The sequence below is a fragment of the Curtobacterium oceanosedimentum genome (assembly GCF_040545555.1).
Taxonomy (GTDB): domain Bacteria; phylum Actinomycetota; class Actinomycetes; order Actinomycetales; family Microbacteriaceae; genus Curtobacterium.
This window is the reverse complement of the sequence record NZ_JBEPMD010000007.1, coordinates 42,686-59,213: the sequence shown is the minus strand read 5'-3', so window position 1 is coordinate 59,213 and position 16,528 is coordinate 42,686. Positions and strand designations below refer to the sequence as shown.

Here is a 16,528-nt window from a genome sequence, read left to right as displayed (position 1 = left end):
TCAGACCGTCTCGGCGACGTCGAGGATCTTCGTGATGCGGACCGCGTAGTCCTGGTCGACGACGACGACCTCGCCGTGGGCGATCAGCCGGCCGTTGAGCAGGACGTCCGCGGGGGCACCGGCACTGCGGTCGAGCTCGACCACGGCACCGGGCTCCATGCCGAGCACGTCGCGCACCGACATCCGGGTCCGGCCGATCTCGACCGTCAGGGTCATCTCGACGTTGTTGATGCGGCCGAGGTTCCCGGCGGGGACCGCGCCGGCGGCCGGAGCCGACACCGTGCCGTTCTCGCGGACGCGCAGACCGAACCAGCCGCCGGGGACCCCGCCCGCGGTGAGCTCGAAGACGATCGTCTCCGGGTCCGCGAACAGCGACGCGGCCGACTCGCGGCGGGCGTCCCCGAGCACGCCGACGCCGAGCACGGAGGCCGCGGCCTCGAGCGACGGGCGCAGCACGTCGGTGACGTCGACCAGGCCGGCGTCCGCGCCGCCGGCGGCGACGACGGAACCGAGGTCGGTGAGGACCAGCGCGAGGTCCGCGGAGAGCCCGCCGACGAAGGACGCGACCACGCCGTCGACCGCTGCCTCGAGGACGACCGGGGTCGCGCCTCCCGGCAGGGGCAGGGCGGTCAGGGGTGCCGCCGTCGGGAGCTGCGCCGCGAGCGACTCGGCCGCGGTGGCGTGGAGGGTGGTGGTGGCGCTCATGCGTGCTGCTCCGGATCGGTGGTGGTGACGACGATGCCGGCCAGGCGCGAGCCGTTCGCGCCGACGGCGGCGGTGCCGACGGGCTCGCCGTCGACCGCGATGGTGAGGGGGCGGTGCTGCGGGTGCGGCAACGGCAGGACGTCGCCGACGGCCAACCGGAGCACCTGCGTGGGCAGCACGGCGGCGGGCGCGAAGTGCAGGCTGACGCCGACCGGGACGCTCGCGAGCTGGGCGTCGAGCAGGGCGCGGGCGTCGGCCGCCGAGACGCTCGTCGTGTCCTCGCCGAGCTGCGGGAGCACCGCCTCGGCGGGCAGCGCGAGCGTGCCGGGGGCGACCCGGTCGCCGACCCGGATCGAGAATGCGGCGACGATCATCAGGTCGCCCTTCTGCGCGGCCTGGGCGAACTGGCTGTTGAACTGGAACCCGCCGGTGGTGACCTCGTGCGCGAGGAGCCCGCCGAACGAGTAGCGGAGGTCGTCGAGGGCGTCCTCGACGATCTTCCGCACGAGCGCCTGCTCGATCGGGGTGAAGGTGCGCTCCGGGGTCGGCAGCGGCTTCGAGGCGCCGAGGGCGTGCGACACCCACGTGAGCGCGGCGTCGAGCGGGACCTGGAGCACACCCTTCGGTGCGGTGTCGGCGATCGGCAGCAGGACCATGCCGGTCAGCGCCGGCAGGGACGCGGCGTACTCGTCGTACGTCGTCATCGAGACCTGCTCGCAGGTGACCTGACTGACGGCACGCACCTTCGCGGTGAGCTGCGTGCCCCACTGCCGTGCGAACGTCTCGAAGGCGAGCTCGAGGACCCGTGCGTGCTCGCGGGCGAGCGTCGACGGGCGCGCGAAGTCGTACACCTCGGGCGCGGGCAGGGTCTCGGTCACGGGTGCGTCTGTCGGCCGACGACGGGCAGGCGTCAGCGCTGTGCCCCGTTCTGGGGCGTCGGGGTCTATCCCCCCTGTCGTGCTCCGTCCTGTGCCGTCGCGAGGGCCGGCATCAGCTCGCTGACGTCCTGGTCCTGGTTCGACAGCACCACGATGTCGACCCGTCGGTTCAACGTGTTGTCCGCGTCGCTGGCACCCTTGGCGAGCGGGCGGCTCGAGCCGAACCCGACGCTCTGCACGTGGTCCGCCGGCATCCCGCCGCGCTCGACCAGGTCACGGAGCACCCCGGTGGCGCGGGCGGCACTGAGCTCCCAGTTCGTCGCGTACGGGGCGGTGGAGTTCCGCTGGTCGGCGTGGCCCTCGACGCTGACGTCGTGCCCGCTGGTCTTCAGGACCGGGGCGATGGCGTCCATGATCCGGCGGGCCTGGTCGGACAGGTCGGCGCTGTTCGTCGCGAAGTAGGTCTCGCTGCCGACGAGCCGGACGGTCAGACCGCGGTCGTCGACCGCGAACTGCACCTTCGACGACTCCCCCGCCTGGTCGAGGTTCCCCTGGATGGCCGCCTCGATGGCCTTGAGGTCGTCGAGCTCCCGCTGCGCCGCTGCCAGGTCGGCCTTCGACGCCACCGGCGGCACCGCCGTCGAGGCCGGGTCGACGTTCGTGTCGTCGGCGCCGGACGCGGCGGTCGAGTGATCGGCGTCGGACTTGTCCGTCGCGTACCCCTTGCCGTCCTTCGTCACCTGGGACTTCGAGACGATCGTCCCGGACGCGGTGTCCACCTTCCCGGACTTGACCTCGCCGAAGCCCGTCGCGAGCGAGTTCTTCAGCGCGATGTACTTCTCCTGGTCCACCGACGACATGGCGAAGAGCACGAGGAACATGCACATGAGCACCGTGATCATGTCCATGTACGACGCCATCCAGCGCTCGTCGGGGTGCTCGGCCTCGTCGTGGCCGCCCTTCTTCCGACCGCGCCCGCGCCCGCGGGGGTTCGCGCTCACGGTCAGGCCGCCAGCTGCTGGTCGTCGGCGGTGGCCTTGGCGGCCTTCCCGCCCTTGCCAACGGCACCGCGTGCGGCGGGCGGCACCATCGCGGTGAGGCGCTCACCGAGCAGTCGGGGCTGACTGCCGGCCTGCACCGCGAGCAGCCCCTCCATCAGCAGGGTCTGCCGGTCGGCCTCGAGTTGCGCGAGCTTGCGGAGCTTGCCGCCGAACGGCAGCCAGAGGAAGTTCGCGGTCAGCAGGCCCCAGAGCGTCGCGACGAACGCGCTCGCGATGAGCGGGCCGAGCTCGTCGGGCTTGCCGAGGTTCGCCAGGACGTGGGTCAGCGAGACGACCGTGCCGATGATGCCGACCGTCGGGGCGAAGCCGCCCAGGCTCATGAAGAACGCGCTGGCGCTCCGCATCGGTGCGGCGTTCGACTCGATCTCGTCTTCGAGCAGGATCCGGAGCTCGTCGCCGTCGGTGCCGTCGGCGATGTTCTGCAGGGCCTTCTTCATGAACGGGTCGTCGTGCTTGTCGGCCTCCTGCTCGAGCGCGAGCAGGCCGTTGGCCCGAGCGGTCTCGGCGAGCCCGACGACGTCGTCGATGACGGTCTGCGGCGGGGTCACCTTGCCGGTGAACGCCTTCGGGACGGTCTTGAAGGCGGCGAGGGCGTCCTTCATGGTCGTGCTCGCGACACCGCAGCCGATGGTGGCGACGAAGACGAGGAGCATCGGCGCGGGCAGGAAGAGGCCCGCCATCTCGACGTGCTCCATCTGCGCCATGCCGAACAGGGCGCCGAAGGCGAGGAGGATCCCGACGATCGTTGCGATGTCCACGTCAGCGACCCCCGTCCCGGCGACTGGCAGCGACGAGCGGTGCGACCGGAGCGAGGGTGGGCTGCGGGCCGGTCGCGTTCGTCGCGGTGTCGGTGCCGTAGGCCATGCCGACGATCCGCGCACGGTAGGCGGCGACCAGGCCGATGACGTCGGCCATGGACTCGCGCACGATGTACTTGGCGCCGTCGACCATGATGAGCGTCGTGTCCGGCGTCTCCTGGATGCGCTCCACGAGGTCGGGGTTGACAGCGAATGCGCTGCCGTTGAGTCGTGTGACGACGATCATGGCCCGTCCTGGTTCTCGATCGTCCCGCCGCCGTCCGTGGGGCGGGATGCAGACCCGTCCGTGGGTGTGCAGCGATGACTATCGGCGGTCGGCCGAGCGGCGTTAGCGCGACGCCCACTGCGGAAGGACACCCGTCGCGCAACTTCTCATGGACGAGTTATTCCCGATCTGAACCTGCGAGAACGCCGGGATCCATCCCCGGTTTTATCTCATGAGCGTGTTACCGTGACGTCCATGTCCGACACCACCACCGTCGTCACGCCCGCCGAGCCGACCGGCACCTCGCCTGCCGCTCCGCTGCGCGAGGTCGGCGCCCTGATCCGGGGCGCCCGCAAGGGCCGCAGCATGACCCAGTCCCAGCTCGCCGAACGCGTCGGGACGAGCCAGAGCGCGATCAACCGCATCGAGCAGGGCGGCCAGAACCTGTCGCTCGAGATGCTCACGCGCATCAGCGACGCCCTCGACCAGCAGATCGTGTCCATCGGCGGCGCCCCGCAGCGCGCGCACCTGCGCGTGCAGGGCGGGCGGAAGCTCAGCGGCTCCATCGCGGTGAACTCGAGCAAGAACGCCGCGGTCGCGCTGCTCTGCGCGTCGCTGCTGAACCGTGGTGTCACCCGCCTCCACAAGGTCGCCCGCATCGTCGAGGTCGACCGCATCATCGACGTGCTCCGCAGCCTCGGCGCGACCGTCACGTGGTCCGAGGACGGCGAGGTGCTCGAGATCGTCGCGCCGTCGGACCTGCACCTCGACGCGATCGACGCCGACGCGGCGCGCCGCACCCGCAGCGTGCTCATGTTCCTCGGCCCGCTCAGCGGCCGGTACGGCTCGTTCCGCCTGCCCTACGCCGGCGGCTGCGACCTCGGGACCCGCACGGTGGAGCCGCACCTCATCGCGCTCCGCCCGTTCGGGGTCGACGTCGAGGCGACCTCCGGGTGGTACGAGGTCGACGTGGCGAACACCGAGGTGCCGACGAAGTCCGTCGTGCTGACCGAGCGCGGCGACACCGTCACCGAGAACGCGATCCTCGCCGCGGCCGCTCGCGACGGCGTCACGACGATCCGGAACGCCAGCCCGAACTACATGGTGCAGGACCTCTGCTTCTTCCTCGAGCTCCTCGGGGTGCAGGTCGAGGGCATCGGCTCGACGACGCTCCGCATCACCGGGAAGAGCCGGATCGACGAGGTCGTCGACTACTGGCCGAGCGAGGACCCGGTCGAGGCGATGAGCCTGCTGACCGCCGGCATCGTCACCGAGTCCACCCTCACGGTGACCCGTGCGCCGATCGAGTTCCTCGAGATCGAGCTCGCGACCCTGGCCGAGATGGGCCTGCGCTTCGACGTCAGCGAGGAGTACGCCGCCGCGAACGGTCGCACCCGCCTCGTCGACATCACGGTGCACCCGTCCGAGCTGCACGCACCGATCGACAAGATCCACGCGATGCCGTTCCCCGGCCTGAACATCGACAACCTGCCGTTCTTCGTCGTCATCGCGGCGATGGCCGAGGGCACCACGCTCGTGCACGACTGGGTGTACGAGGGTCGGGCGATCCACCTGCTCGACCTGACCCGCCTGGGCGCGACCGTGACCCTGCGCGACCCCCACCGTCTCGACGTCACCGGTCCGACGCACTTCTCGGGTGCCGAGGTCAGCTGCCCGCCGGCGCTGCGACCCGCCGTCGTCATCCTGCTGGCGATGCTCGCGGCGAAGGGTGAGAGCGTCCTGCGCAACGTCGGCATCATCGCCCGCGGCTACGAGCAGCTGCAGGAGCGCCTCAACTCGCTCGGTGCGTCCATCGAGACGTTCCACGACTGATCCCACAGCGCCACCTCGGCGACCCCGCCGGTCGCCGCACCCGACGGCCCGTCCCCGCAAGTGGGGACGGGCCGTCACCCGTCGCGGAGAACGCACCGGAGCCTCCAGGGCGTCTGCCAGACGGGACGGACCCACGATCCAGACGCCAGGTGCTGCATGGGGGCATGGCCACGAGATCGCTCCTGACCGTCCCCCTCGTCCTCACCGTGGCGGCCGCGACCGTCGCATGGGTCGCGCTCGGCCCGGCAGCAGCTCTGGCCTTCGGCGCGCTCGCCCTGCTCGAGATCGCCATGGCCGCCGACTCGTCGGTCCCGATGGCGGGCATCGCAGGGCGCCTGCACTCCCCGGCGCGACGGCTCTTCCTGTCGATCGGCATCGTCGCCGGTGTGCTCGCGATGCGCCTGGTCCTGCCACCCGCGGCCGTCGCCGTCGGCGGGGCGACGGACCCCGCGTCAGCCGTCGACGAGGCTGTCTTCGCCCCCGGGTCCTTCTCGGCACACCTCGCCGAGGTCCGGCCCGCGCTGGCCGCCTTCGGCGCAGCCTTCATCTGGTCGGTGTTCGCCGAGTACCTGTTCAACACCGACCGCCTGTCACGGCGGTCCTGGCTGGGCGGTCTGGAGGCACGGCTCGCCCGGGTCGCGCGGCCGCGCGCCTGGTCCGTGGTCACCGCTGCGACCGGCGTGCTCGGCACGACCGTCCTGGTCGGACGGCAGGACGCGTGGACGCCGGACGCTGTGCTGCCGGTCGCCGTCGGCGGCGCGGCCGGCGTCGGCGCGTACCTCGTGTCCAAGCGGATCGCGCGGTGGGCGCTGCGGGGCGTGGACGGCACGGACACCGGGTCGGTCGGCACGCGCGGCGCGTGGCGGGTGCACGCCTACGCCTCGACGGTGGTCTTCGAGCGCGGCCTCGTGGTCTTCATGCTGTTCGAGATCCTGGACGGCGTGTACAGCCTGTCGGGGTCGGGTCTGCTCGGCGCCGACGGACTCGGTGCGCTCGAGCAGGCCGCACTCGCGGTCGCTGCCATCGCCGTCGGCGCAGTCTTCCTCGCCCGGACGACCTCGCACCTGGACCAGGCGGCGACGCTCAAGCGCCTCCGGTACCTGAAGGCAGGGGCCGCGTACGTCCTGGGGGTCCTCGCGGTCCTCCTCTGGACCAGCCTGCTCGTCCCGGTCCCCGGGACGGTCGTGGCCTGGTTCGGCACCGTCGTGATCGGTCTCGCGCTGGCCAGCTCGCTGCCGTGGCGGGCGTGGGCACGACGGGCCCGGCGGCGGACGCTGGCCGGCTGACGCGATCGCACTCCGTAGCGCCCTGGGTGCACGCTCAGCGCGGCTGCCCGGTGTCCCGGGCGCACTGACGGTTCCGGTCAGCATGCTGAGCGGCATGAGCGCACCCCTGGACCCGCGGACGGGGCGGTCCCGCCGCTACCGTCACCGCCTCGTGCTGATGGTCGCGGTCGGGGTCGTCGTCGCGGTCGTCACGGCGCTGACCGCCGGGCCCCGCTGGGCTGCCTCGGTCGGCTGGGCCGCGGCGTGTGCCGTCTACGTCGTCACCGCTTTCCCGCTGCTCCGCGCCGACGCCGACCGCACAGCGCGGTGGGCGGCTCGCGAGGACCCGAAGCGGACGACGTCGGACCTGCTGCTCGTCGGTGCCTCGGGAGCGAGCGTCGTCGCGATCCTCGTCGTGCTGAGCACCGCTCGCGGGCTGCACGGCACGGCGCAGGACCTGGCCGCCGCCCTCGGTGTCGTGAGCGTCCTGCTGTCCTGGCTGCTCGTGCAGACGCTCTTCACGCTGCGGTACGCCGAGCTCTACTACAGCGAGACGCCCGGCGGGGTGGACTTCAACCAGCCGGAACCACCGCGGTACACGGACTTCGCGTACTTCGCCGTCACGGTCGGCATGACGTACCAGGTGTCGGACACCACGATCACGTCGAGCACCATCCGGGCGACGACCCTGCGGCACGCGCTCCTGTCGTTCTTCTTCGGCACGGTGGTGATCGCCAGCGTGATCAACCTGGTCGCGGGGTTGGGAAGCTGAGTCGGGCTCCCAGGGTGCATCCGTCCCCACGAGCGGTCGGTCGGAGCGGGGCCGTGGTGCTGCGCGTCCGGGGCGCTCCGGTCCCGAGCGGTGGTGGAGCCGGGCGGCTGACCGACGCAGCCGGCCAGCAGGACGACGGCCGCGGTGACCACGAGCGCGACCCCGAGCCGTCGGCGGCGATCCCGACTCATCGTGCTCCGTGCGCCAGCGACGCAGATCCGATCCCTCACACCGGAGCAGGCCGGCCGCCCCCGACGCGAAGGGGCCGGGCAGGACGCATCGGGCTCACAGGTACCGGCGGACATCCGACGCGAAGCGCGGTACGCCAGCGCGGCGGAGATCCTCCAGCACCTCGTCGATCGTGAGCGGTGGGTCGTCGTAGTCCTCCGCCAGCTCGAGCAGGACCCTCGTCACGACACCGGGAACAGGTCGAGCTGGTCGAGCAGGAAGTCGTCCGGGTGCACGACCTCGACATCGAACGGTGCGATGGAAGCCTCCGGGAAGTCTCGGACGTCGAACGTCACGAGCACGTCGGCCTTCGCCCGGACGGCGGCGGCCAGGACGTGGCGGTCCTTCGGATCGCACGTCGTCGCCGCTGTGAGCGCTTCGTACCCGGTCACCGTCGCGTCCGGGAAGAACCGCTGCATTGCCCTGATCCGGCTGCCGATCCGCGACGGGTCGACGCCCGCGCCGACGACGTTCCTCCGCACCTCGTCGAGGACCCCGTCAGACCACAGCGCTCGGAACGCTCCCGCATCCGCAAGCCGGAGCACCAGGTCGGTCAGCCGGATGCCGTAGAGGGTGCACGCGTCGAAGAAGGCGGGGAACGCCATCGGTCACGCTCCGGCTGAGGCCGCTTGCTGTCGCTCCAGCGCTTGCGTCCCGCGAGCCATCTCCCTGAGTGCAGCCCGTCGACTGACGCGGAAGTCCTCCTGGAACGTCACGACGTCGCGGATGAGGACCCTGCGATGACGACCGCGCTTGTCGAAGGGGATCGTGCCGTCCTCGAGGTACTTGATCAACGTCGGCCTCGAGACGCCGAGGAAGTCGGCAGCCTGTTGCGTGGTCATCTGCATGTCGTTCGGGGCGACCGTGACACCGCTCCCGTTGGCGAGAGCGTCCGCGACCTGCTCGAGGATCGCGAAGAGCTCCTCGGGGATCGGGCGCTCCGATCCGTCGGGAGCACGCAACGCCGCGCCCTTGTGCGGCTCCGCCGAACTCTCGTGGAGGAGCCGAGCGAAGTCGACGAGGTCATCCCTCGAGTCGTCGGTCGGCAGGTACGTGCGGGCTCCGGCGTTCCGGCTGCGGGGTGAGGTCGAGATCGCCATGGACCGATCGTATCCGCAAGAACCGAAAGGGTGCAGATCGACGTCGTGACCGGGGAAACCGACGAACCGGCCACAGGACGCGGATCGGGAAGGACTCGCAGTACCCGCGGCGTTGACTGACGCGTCCGACGAACCGCGAGGAGACACGTGCTCGGTCCAGAACTGGTGGTGGCCCTCGGGCTCGCCATCGCCGTGACGGCTGCCGTCGCCGACCGGATCAGGATCGCACCACCCGTGCTCCTGCTCGTCATCGGTGCGCTGCTCGCGTTCGTCCCCACGTTCGGACGGGTGGAGCTGCCCGCCGACGCGGTGCTGCTGCTGTTCCTCCCCGCGCTGCTCTACTGGGAGAGCCTGACCACCTCGCTCCGTGAGATCCGGAAGAACCTGCGCGGCATCGTCCTCATGGGCACGCTGCTCGTCGTGGTGACCGCCGGTGTCGTCGCCACGCTCCTGCACCTGCTCGGCATGCCGTGGGGTCCGGCCTGGGTGCTCGGCGCCGCGGTCGCACCCACCGACGCCACTGCCGTGGGGGTGCTCACGAAGATGCTGCCCCGCCGCAACGTCACGGTGCTGCGTGCGGAGAGCCTCGTCAACGACGGCACGACCCTGGTGGTCTACGGCATCGCGGTCGCCGTCACCGTCGGCACCCAGGAGCTCACGTTCTGGAACGTCTCCGGCATGCTCGTGCTCTCGTACGTCGGTGGGGTCGCGGCGGGGCTGCTCGCCGCATGGCTCGGCTCGCTCGTCCTCCGACGGGTCGACACGGTCGTGCTCGAGAACCTCGTGACGCTGCTCGTGCCGTTCGCGGCGTTCCTCGGTGCCGAGGCGGTCGGGGCGTCCGGGGTGCTCGCCGTCGTCGCCGCGGGCATCGTCGTGAGCCAGGTGGCGCCGAAGCTCGACCGGGCGGAGACCCGGCAGCAGGTCCGTGCGTTCTGGTCGTTCCTCACCTACCTGCTGAACGGTGCGCTGTTCGTGCTCGTCGGCATCGAGGCGATGGTCGCTGCCCGCGCACTCGACGCCCGTGAACTCTGGACCGGGGTCGGCCTCGTGCTCGCGGTGTCCGTGGTGCTCGTCCTCGTCCGCTTCGCCTTCGAGGGCACGCTCGGCGGCACCGTCTGGCTCGTCACCCGGCGGTTCGGCGGCGAGCCCCGCGAGGGCCGCCGCGACCGGCTCGTGAGCGGCTTCGCCGGCTTCCGCGGTGCGGTCTCCCTGGCGATGGCCGTCGCCGTCCCGCGCACGCTCGAGTCGGGTGGCGCCTTCCCCGACCGCGACCTCATCGTCTTCGTGACCGCCGGCGTCGTCGTCGTGACCATCGTCGGCCAGGCCCTCGTGCTCCCCGCCGTCCTGCGTCGCGCGGCGCTGCCCGAGGACGAGTCCGTCGGCGAGGAACGACGCTACGCCGAGCGCACCGCGGTCGAGGAGGCGCTCGACGCCCTCCCCCGGTTGGCCAGGAAGGCAGGCGCCGACCGGGCGACGGTCGACCGCGTCCGGCGCGACCTCGAAGCCCACCTCGACGTCATCCAGGCGCGTGAGGAGGAGGACGAGGACCACCCGACCCTGCAACGCCACGACGCGACGGTCGCACTGGAGCTCGCCCTGGTACGGCACAAGGCCGCCACCCTGCTGCGGCTGCGGGACGACGACGAGATCGACGACGTGGTGCTCCGGCAGGTCCGCGCGGGCTACGACGCCGAGGAGGCGCGGCTCGAGGGGTCGACGCCGGCCTGACCCCGCCCCGGGATTGCTCCCGTCACCGCCGACGAACGCAACGACGAAGCGCCCGAGTCAGCTTCCGTAGCGACGCACCGTCGCCCGGATCGCCTCCGCGTGCTCGTAGATCCCGTCCATGCCGTCGACGGCGTGCTTGGTCTCCACCTTGTCTTCGTCGAAGAGCCCGAGGTACTTCTGCTTCTTGCCGTTGAACCAGAGGCGTGCAATGGGTTTGCGGTTGTTGTCATCCAGGAGTACTGCGAAGTACGACTTCTGGTCTCGGTGCGCAATGCGGTCCGGCTTCACTTCGCTGCAAGCGATCGCCTTGACGATCTGGTACCCCTCGAGCTCCTCGAGCGTCGTTTCGATCTCCGTCTCGCGGTCGAGGTCCTCCTCAGCGACTGCGGCACTCGTCAATGCAGCAGCCGGGGCCTCGGGTTGCATCGGCGCACTGTAAGAAGCGCCGAGAGCGGTCTTCAAGCGGTCGTTCACCTGCTCGTTGAGGAACTGCTTCGATGCCTTCGAGACGAGGGTCTTGAACTGCGTTCGTGTCTCTTGTGTGAACCGCCCCTCGTACACACGGGAGGTGAAGAGGCGAACGAAGTCCTCATCTGGCTCCCGGAACTGCCCCGCGATTGCTCGCTTGATCGACCCGACGTACTTCAACTCCTCCGCCGCGCTGATGACCGAATCGAGGTCGAAGACGTCCTTCGTCAGCTTGCTCAGCTCCGGGAGGAGTGTCTCGTCGATGTCCGCGAGGTCGAGGACGAGGAAGGGGCGGTCGTCCATCTTGTTGGGGGCGTCGAGGTCGGTGTAGAAGTTGTAGACCTCTCCGTTCGTCAGAACGGCGATGCGCGCATTCGTGACGGAGAAGTAGCGGAACAGCTGCGAAGCGTGCTCGATCTTCAGTGGTTCAGTCGACTTCTTGCACTCGATGAGGATCTGCACCTCACCGTCGCGCATGATCGCGTAGTCGACCTTCTCACCACGCTTCACTCCGACATCGGCCGTGAACTCGGGTACCACCTCGAGCGGGTTGAACACGTCGTAACCGAGGATGGTCGAGATGAACGGCATCACGAACGCGTTCTTCGTCGCTTCCTCGGTCTGGATGGCTTCTCGCTGGTTCTGCACCTTGGTCGCGAGCGCTGCAAGACGTTCTTCGAACTCCACTGTTCCTCCTCGGTCGAGCTCAGCGTAATTGAGCAATCGTCCTTCAAGTGGACCGCCGGTCCCCCTGTCCTGGGGACAAGCAACGGGCAGAGATGACGACCGAGGACTGAACATCAGCACCGCGCTTCCGGCACCGTCTCCAAGCCGCCCTGCCGAACCAAGCGGCTGCGGAGACGATCATTCGCGGTTCCGTTGCGACAGGCGTCAACCGGTCGGGACCTGACCCGCTCGCAGCATCGCCCGCTCGAGCAGCTCGAGGTCGATACCCACGTGCCGGCGTGCCAGCACCCCGGCGTCGACCGGTCGGCCCGCACAGACGGCCTCGACGAGCCCCTCGTGCTCGTGCAGCGCGCGCTCCTCCATCTCGGCCATGCCCTCGGCGGTACCCCACAGGTGCGCGGGCGCCGCGATGGACACCTGCGACTCGAGGTCGGCGAGCGCCGTGGCGAGCACCGCGTTGCCGGCCGCGTCGATGATCGTGCGGTGCAGCACGGCGTCCGCCTGCTGCTTCTCGAGCCCGGACGCCGCGGCGCGGAAGTCCTCGAGCCGGGTTCGTAGCGTCGCGCGTTCGTCGTCCGTGATCCGCTCGGCCGCGGCGGTGGCGAGGGCGCCGTGCAGCAGGGCGATCGCGTCGGTGGTGTCGCGGATGCCGGCCCAGCGGGCGAGCAACGTCCGGCCGACGGCGTCGGAGGACGAGTCGGGCCACTGCGAGCGGACGAAGGTGCCGCCGCCCCGGCCCCGGCGGGTCTCGAGCAGGCCCCGGTCGACCAGGCGGGCGAGGGCCGCGCGCACGGTGACGCGTCCGACCCCGAGGAGCACGGCCAGCTCCCGCTCGGGTGGGAGCCGTGAAGCGGGCAGGTACTCGCCGACCGCCACGGCGGTGACGAGCCGGTCCTCGACCTCGTCGACCCGGGTCTCCGTCGCGCGATCTGGCACTCCGCCCCCTCCTTGCGTTTCGTCCACGTTAAAGCACGAGAAAAGGTATTGCAGGGAACCTTTGCCGGGTCCATGCTGTGCGTCATGTCCCGCATCACCGAAGGCACGATGCCGTTCCAGGACGGCGAGACCTGGTACCGCGTCACCGAACCCGACGCTCCGACCCCCGGCGCGCTCCCCCTCGTGGTCCTGCACGGCGGCCCCGGCATGGCGCACGACTACCTCAGGAACCTCGCGGCCCTCGCCGACGAGACCGGTCGCAGCGTCGTGCACCACGACCAGTTCGGCTGCGGCCGCAGCTCGCACCGTCCCGACGCACCGTCGGAGTCCTGGACCCCGCAGCTCTTCGTGGACGAGTACACGGCCCTCGTCGCCCACCTCGGCCTCGGCGACCACCACGTCCTCGGCCAGTCGTGGGGCGGGATGCTCGGCTCCGAGATCGCCGTGCGGCAGCCGGAGCACCTGCGTTCCCTGGCGATCTGCAACTCCCCCGCATCGATGCAGCTCTGGGTCGACGGCGCCGCCGAGCTCCGCGCACAGCTGCCCGAGGACGTGCAGGACGCCCTCACCCGGCACGAGGAGGCCGGCACCGTCGACGACCCTGAGTACCTCGCCGCCACGCAGGTGTTCTACGAGCGCCACGTCTGCCGCGTGGTCCCCATGCCGCAGGACTTCGTCGACTCCGAGGCCCAGATGGAGGCCGAGCCGACGGTCTACCACACGATGAACGGGCCGAACGAGTTCCACGTGATCGGCACCATGCGCGACTGGACCGTGATCGACCGGCTCGACCGGGTGGTCGTCCCGACCCTCGTCGTCGCCGGTGAGCACGACGAAGCGACACCCGCCACCTGGCAGCCGTTCGTCGAGCGCATCGCCGACGTCCGCCAGCACGTCTTCCCCGGGGCGAGCCACTGCTCGCACCTGGAGCAGCCCGAGGAGTTCCGCCGCGTGGTCGCGGCGTTCCTCGCCGAGCACGACGACCACGCACCCAGCGACCAGCCCACGGGCTGACCAGGCCCGGCCCACCAGGCCGACCATCCGTCGGACGGGAGGCGCGTCCTCACCCCCACCACGCGCCTCCCGTCCGACACCCCACCGGACCGGACCGGCGCGCCCACCCCGCCACGCGCCTCCCGTCCGTCATCCCCCTCCCACGCACCGTCTCCCCGAACGGAACCACGATGTCGCAGCAGCACAGCGAGCTCTCCGCGCAGCAGCAGCTCGAGGCCTACGGCTACAAGCAGGAGCTCAAGCGCTCCGTGTCCACCACCGACCTGCTCGTCTACGGGCTCGTCTTCATGGTGCCGATCGCCCCGTGGGCGATCTTCGGCACCGTCTACAACGCGTCGAGCGGCATGGTGCCGCTCGTCTACCTGGTCGGCCTCGTCGCGATGATCTTCACCGCGCTCGCGTACGCGCAGATGGCGAAGTCGATCCCCCTCGCCGGCAGCGTGTTCTCCTACGTCGGCCGCGGGATCCACCCCACCGCCGGCTTCTTCGCCGGGTGGGCGATCCTGCTCGACTACCTGCTCGTCCCGACGCTGCTCTACGTGTTCGCGGCCGAGAGCATGGTCGGCATCTTCCCCGGTACGCCCCGCTGGCTGTGGGCGCTCGTGTTCGTCGCGATCAACACCGTCATCAACCTGCTCGGTGTCTCGTCGCTGAAGCTGGCGAACCGCATCTTCCTGCTCATCGAGCTCGTGTTCGTCGCAATCTTCGTCGTCATCGCGATCGTCGCGCTCACCGGTGGGACCGTGCCCGGCGCCTCGTTCAGCACCGACCAGGTGTGGGACCCGTCGAAGGTCTCAGCGCCGCTGATCGCCTCGGCGCTGTCGATCGCCGTGCTGAGCTTCCTCGGGTTCGACGGCATCTCCACCCTGTCCGAGGAGTCCACCGGCCGTCGTGGCGGAGCCGGGCTCGCGATGGTCCTGGCACTCGTCATCGTCGCGTTCCTGTTCGTGCTGCAGACGTGGCTCGCGTCGGCGCTGGCGGGCGGTCGTGACTCCTTCCCGGAGGGCGAGGCCGGGAACGCGTTCTTCACCATCGTCGAGCAGGCGTCGTCGAGCGGCTGGGCGACCGCGTTCTTCGCCGTCAACGTGCTCGCCGTCGGGATCGCGAACGCCATGGCCGCACAGGCCGCGACGAGCCGCCTGCTCTTCTCGATGAGCCGCGACCGACAGCTGCCCGCGTTCCTGCACAAGCTCAACGGGCGGCTGGTCCCGCAGAACGCGATCATCGTCGTCTCGGTGCTCTCCGCGATCCTCGTGCTGTTCTTCGTCGGGCAGATCGACACGATCTCGTCCCTGGTGAACTTCGGTGCACTGTTCGGCTTCATGCTCCTGCACGTGTCGGTGTTCGTGCACCACGTGGTGAGGGGGAGGTCGCGGAACTGGCTGCTGCACCTCGTCGTGCCGCTCATCGGGTTCCTGATCATCGGGTACGTCCTGCTCAACGCCGCCGTCGAGGCGAAGGTCGGCGGGATCGTCTGGCTCGTCGTCGGCGCCGCGGTGTTCCTGTACTACCGCCGGACCGGCCGCTCGACCGAGGTGGGGTCCGAGGAGCCCGGCACACTGGGCGAGGGGTCCGTCGGCGGCCTCGACACCACCACCACCGAGAAGGGCCAGCGATGACCACCCCCGACCACCACCTGCCGAACACCCTGGGGCGGCCCGGGTTCTCCGCCGACCGCGAGGCCGTGCTCCGGATCACCCCGGGCACCGGCGAGACGATCGGCTTCGAGACGACGGACGCGGTCTACGCCGAGCTCGACGAGCACCACGACCTCGCGCAACTGCAGGCACCGATCAACCCCGTCACCGGCCCGGTCTGGGTCGAGGGCGCCGAGCCCGGGGACACCCTGGCGGTGCACATCCACGACATCGAGCTGACGACCCACGGCTGGTCGGTGTCGCTGCCCGGGTCCGGCGCGCTCCAGCACGTCATGCCCGAGGGTGTCTTCGCCCGCCGCTGCCCCATCGAAGACGGCGTCGTGCACGTCACCGACCGGCACGCGTTCCCGGTCCGTCCGATGATCGGGTGCATCGGCGTCGCGCCGGCGTCGGGGACGAACTCGACGATCATGCCCGCGTACGCCGAGGGCGGGAACATGGACGTCACCGAGGCGCGACCCGGCTCGACCGTGTACCTGCCGGTGCGGGTACCGGGTGCCCTGCTGTCGATCGGTGACATCCACGCGATCATGGCCGAGGGCGAATCGTCGTTCGTCGCGATCGAGGCGCAGGGCACCGCGATCGTGTCCGTCGACCTCGTGCGGGGCGAGCGGCCGCTCCGAGCGCCGCGCATCGAGACCGACGACGAGTGGCTCTTCGTCGGGCTCGGCGACCCGGTGCAGGAGAGCGTGCGGCGCGGGTACGAGGACGCGTTCTCCTTCCTGGTCGAGGACCACGGGTTCACCGCCGAGGACGCCTACGCCGTGCTCAGCGCGGTCGGCGACTCGAAGCTCGGTGGGCCGACCGGGTCCGGTGACCCGGATCCGCTGCACCCGTTCGCGGCGGTCGGGGCGGTGACGCTGCACCGGGTGCCGAAGGCGGTCCTGTAGCGGACCGTGCACGGGCCTGTGTGCGGCGGCAGCGCGCGGTGCTGCCGCACAACGCGGAGCAGCTCGCGCCACGGATCTCCGTGGCGCGAGCTGCTTCCGGATGTGCGGAGGGTTCCGGACGGACGACGACGGCCGGGAGGCTCGTGGCGGGCCGCCCCGTGCCTCCCGTCCGGTGGGCGGTAAACTGCGCGACAGTGACACATCTCCCTGTGCAGTGACGAAGCGCTCTCCCCGCGCCACCCGTCCGGCCCTCCGCCGTCCGGAGGTGATTGCCTGCGCCCG

17 protein-coding genes are annotated in these 16,528 nt (G+C 70.7%); 7 read left to right on the top strand and 10 right to left on the bottom strand.

The genetic code is table 11. The features are described from left to right. The 5 genes from fliN to ABIC52_RS09270 all read right to left on the bottom strand — a co-directional run bounded on the left by fliN (position 1) and on the right by ABIC52_RS09270 (position 3,688). A complete protein-coding gene (fliN, locus tag ABIC52_RS09290; protein WP_209677055.1) occupies positions 1-705 on the bottom strand; it encodes a flagellar motor switch protein FliN in 705 nt (234 codons plus the stop codon). Next, positions 702-1,583 carry a flagellar motor switch protein FliM gene (locus ABIC52_RS09285; RefSeq protein ID WP_126891867.1) on the bottom strand — a complete coding sequence of 294 codons (882 nt, stop codon included), beginning with the start codon at positions 1,581-1,583 and terminating at the stop codon, positions 702-704. Before ABIC52_RS09285 ends, fliN begins: the two co-directional genes overlap by 4 nt. A 65-nt stretch (positions 1,584-1,648) precedes the next feature. Then, positions 1,649-2,584, bottom strand: a complete 936-nt coding sequence (locus ABIC52_RS09280) for an OmpA/MotB family protein (protein ID WP_354027168.1) — start codon at positions 2,582-2,584, stop codon at positions 1,649-1,651. A 2-nt stretch (positions 2,585-2,586) separates the two neighbouring features. Beyond that, positions 2,587-3,402 carry a motility protein A gene (locus ABIC52_RS09275; protein WP_354027167.1) on the bottom strand — a complete coding sequence of 272 codons (816 nt, stop codon included), beginning with the start codon at positions 3,400-3,402 and terminating at the stop codon, positions 2,587-2,589. Position 3,403: 1 nt separating this feature from the next. Beyond that, positions 3,404-3,688 (bottom strand): flagellar FlbD family protein, encoded by a 285-nt coding sequence (locus tag ABIC52_RS09270; protein WP_126891864.1) that lies wholly within the window; start codon positions 3,686-3,688, stop codon positions 3,404-3,406. 234 nt (positions 3,689-3,922) lie between these two features. Between ABIC52_RS09270 and ABIC52_RS09265 the strand changes: the two genes are divergently transcribed. The 3 genes from ABIC52_RS09265 to ABIC52_RS09255 all read left to right on the top strand — a co-directional run bounded on the left by ABIC52_RS09265 (position 3,923) and on the right by ABIC52_RS09255 (position 7,537). After that, the gene (locus tag ABIC52_RS09265; RefSeq protein ID WP_354027166.1) at positions 3,923-5,500 is read left to right on the top strand and encodes a helix-turn-helix domain-containing protein; all 1,578 of its coding nucleotides are present in this window, start codon (positions 3,923-3,925) and stop codon (positions 5,498-5,500) included. 164 nt (positions 5,501-5,664) lie between these two features. Further along, positions 5,665-6,786: a DUF475 domain-containing protein gene (locus ABIC52_RS09260; RefSeq protein WP_209677054.1), complete on the top strand. Its 1,122-nt coding sequence runs from the start codon at positions 5,665-5,667 to the stop codon at positions 6,784-6,786. Positions 6,787-6,880: 94 nt separating this feature from the next. Further along, the gene (locus ABIC52_RS09255) at positions 6,881-7,537 is read left to right on the top strand and encodes a DUF1345 domain-containing protein (RefSeq protein ID WP_354027165.1); all 657 of its coding nucleotides are present in this window, start codon (positions 6,881-6,883) and stop codon (positions 7,535-7,537) included. 285 nt (positions 7,538-7,822) lie between these two features. Here the strand turns inward: ABIC52_RS09255 and ABIC52_RS16205 are convergent, their stop codons facing one another. The 3 genes from ABIC52_RS16205 to ABIC52_RS09245 are packed head-to-tail and all read right to left on the bottom strand — an operon-like array spanning position 7,823 to position 8,865. Further along, on the bottom strand, positions 7,823-7,951 hold the full coding sequence (locus tag ABIC52_RS16205) for a VapC50 family PIN domain-containing toxin (protein ID WP_494337756.1): 129 nt from the start codon (positions 7,949-7,951) through the stop codon (positions 7,823-7,825). Next, on the bottom strand, positions 7,948-8,370 hold the full coding sequence (locus tag ABIC52_RS09250; RefSeq protein WP_354027164.1) for a PIN domain-containing protein: 423 nt from the start codon (positions 8,368-8,370) through the stop codon (positions 7,948-7,950). The genes ABIC52_RS16205 and ABIC52_RS09250 overlap by 4 nt, the downstream gene beginning before the upstream one ends. A gap of 3 nt (positions 8,371-8,373) precedes the next feature. Continuing rightward, on the bottom strand, positions 8,374-8,865 hold the full coding sequence (locus ABIC52_RS09245; RefSeq protein WP_209823667.1) for a helix-turn-helix domain-containing protein: 492 nt from the start codon (positions 8,863-8,865) through the stop codon (positions 8,374-8,376). A gap of 147 nt (positions 8,866-9,012) precedes the next feature. Between ABIC52_RS09245 and ABIC52_RS09240 the strand changes: the two genes are divergently transcribed. After that, the gene (locus tag ABIC52_RS09240; RefSeq protein ID WP_126891859.1) at positions 9,013-10,593 is read left to right on the top strand and encodes a Na+/H+ antiporter; all 1,581 of its coding nucleotides are present in this window, start codon (positions 9,013-9,015) and stop codon (positions 10,591-10,593) included. Positions 10,594-10,650: 57 nt separating this feature from the next. On the opposite strand, the gene ABIC52_RS09235 is transcribed toward ABIC52_RS09240, so the two are convergent. Together ABIC52_RS09235 and ABIC52_RS09230 are read right to left on the bottom strand one after the other, a co-directional pair. Continuing rightward, positions 10,651-11,748 (bottom strand): type I restriction endonuclease, encoded by a 1,098-nt coding sequence (locus ABIC52_RS09235; protein WP_354027163.1) that lies wholly within the window; start codon positions 11,746-11,748, stop codon positions 10,651-10,653. A gap of 204 nt (positions 11,749-11,952) precedes the next feature. Further along, entirely contained in the window at positions 11,953-12,684 is a 732-nt protein-coding gene (locus ABIC52_RS09230; protein WP_209677050.1) for a FadR/GntR family transcriptional regulator, read from the bottom strand. A gap of 84 nt (positions 12,685-12,768) precedes the next feature. On the opposite strand from ABIC52_RS09230, the gene ABIC52_RS09225 reads away from it, so the two are divergent. From ABIC52_RS09225 to ABIC52_RS09215, 3 genes are all read left to right on the top strand, one after another. Then, the gene (locus tag ABIC52_RS09225; protein ID WP_354027162.1) at positions 12,769-13,698 is read left to right on the top strand and encodes a proline iminopeptidase-family hydrolase; all 930 of its coding nucleotides are present in this window, start codon (positions 12,769-12,771) and stop codon (positions 13,696-13,698) included. 170 nt (positions 13,699-13,868) lie between these two features. After that, the gene (locus tag ABIC52_RS09220) at positions 13,869-15,317 is read left to right on the top strand and encodes an APC family permease (RefSeq protein WP_354027161.1); all 1,449 of its coding nucleotides are present in this window, start codon (positions 13,869-13,871) and stop codon (positions 15,315-15,317) included. After that, positions 15,314-16,246 (top strand): acetamidase/formamidase family protein, encoded by a 933-nt coding sequence (locus ABIC52_RS09215; RefSeq protein ID WP_354027160.1) that lies wholly within the window; start codon positions 15,314-15,316, stop codon positions 16,244-16,246. Before ABIC52_RS09220 ends, ABIC52_RS09215 begins: the two co-directional genes overlap by 4 nt. Positions 16,247-16,528: the final 282 nt, after the last annotated feature.

Excerpts from the sequence above, each read along its gene's own strand:
- fliN (WP_209677055.1), bottom strand. The coding sequence starts at position 705 with ATGAGCGCCACCACCACCCTCCACGCCACCGCGGCCGAGTCGCTCGCG.
- ABIC52_RS09270 (WP_126891864.1), bottom strand. The coding sequence starts at position 3,688 with ATGATCGTCGTCACACGACTCAACGGCAGCGCATTCGCTGTCAACCCC.
- ABIC52_RS09265 (WP_354027166.1), top strand. The coding sequence starts at position 3,923 with ATGTCCGACACCACCACCGTCGTCACGCCCGCCGAGCCGACCGGCACC.
- ABIC52_RS09260 (WP_209677054.1), top strand. The coding sequence starts at position 5,665 with ATGGCCACGAGATCGCTCCTGACCGTCCCCCTCGTCCTCACCGTGGCG.
- ABIC52_RS09255 (WP_354027165.1), top strand. The coding sequence starts at position 6,881 with ATGAGCGCACCCCTGGACCCGCGGACGGGGCGGTCCCGCCGCTACCGT.
- ABIC52_RS09250 (WP_354027164.1), bottom strand. The coding sequence starts at position 8,370 with ATGGCGTTCCCCGCCTTCTTCGACGCGTGCACCCTCTACGGCATCCGG.
- ABIC52_RS09245 (WP_209823667.1), bottom strand. The coding sequence starts at position 8,865 with ATGGCGATCTCGACCTCACCCCGCAGCCGGAACGCCGGAGCCCGCACG.
- ABIC52_RS09225 (WP_354027162.1), top strand. The coding sequence starts at position 12,769 with ATGTCCCGCATCACCGAAGGCACGATGCCGTTCCAGGACGGCGAGACC.
- ABIC52_RS09220 (WP_354027161.1), top strand. The coding sequence starts at position 13,869 with ATGTCGCAGCAGCACAGCGAGCTCTCCGCGCAGCAGCAGCTCGAGGCC.
- ABIC52_RS09215 (WP_354027160.1), top strand. The coding sequence starts at position 15,314 with ATGACCACCCCCGACCACCACCTGCCGAACACCCTGGGGCGGCCCGGG.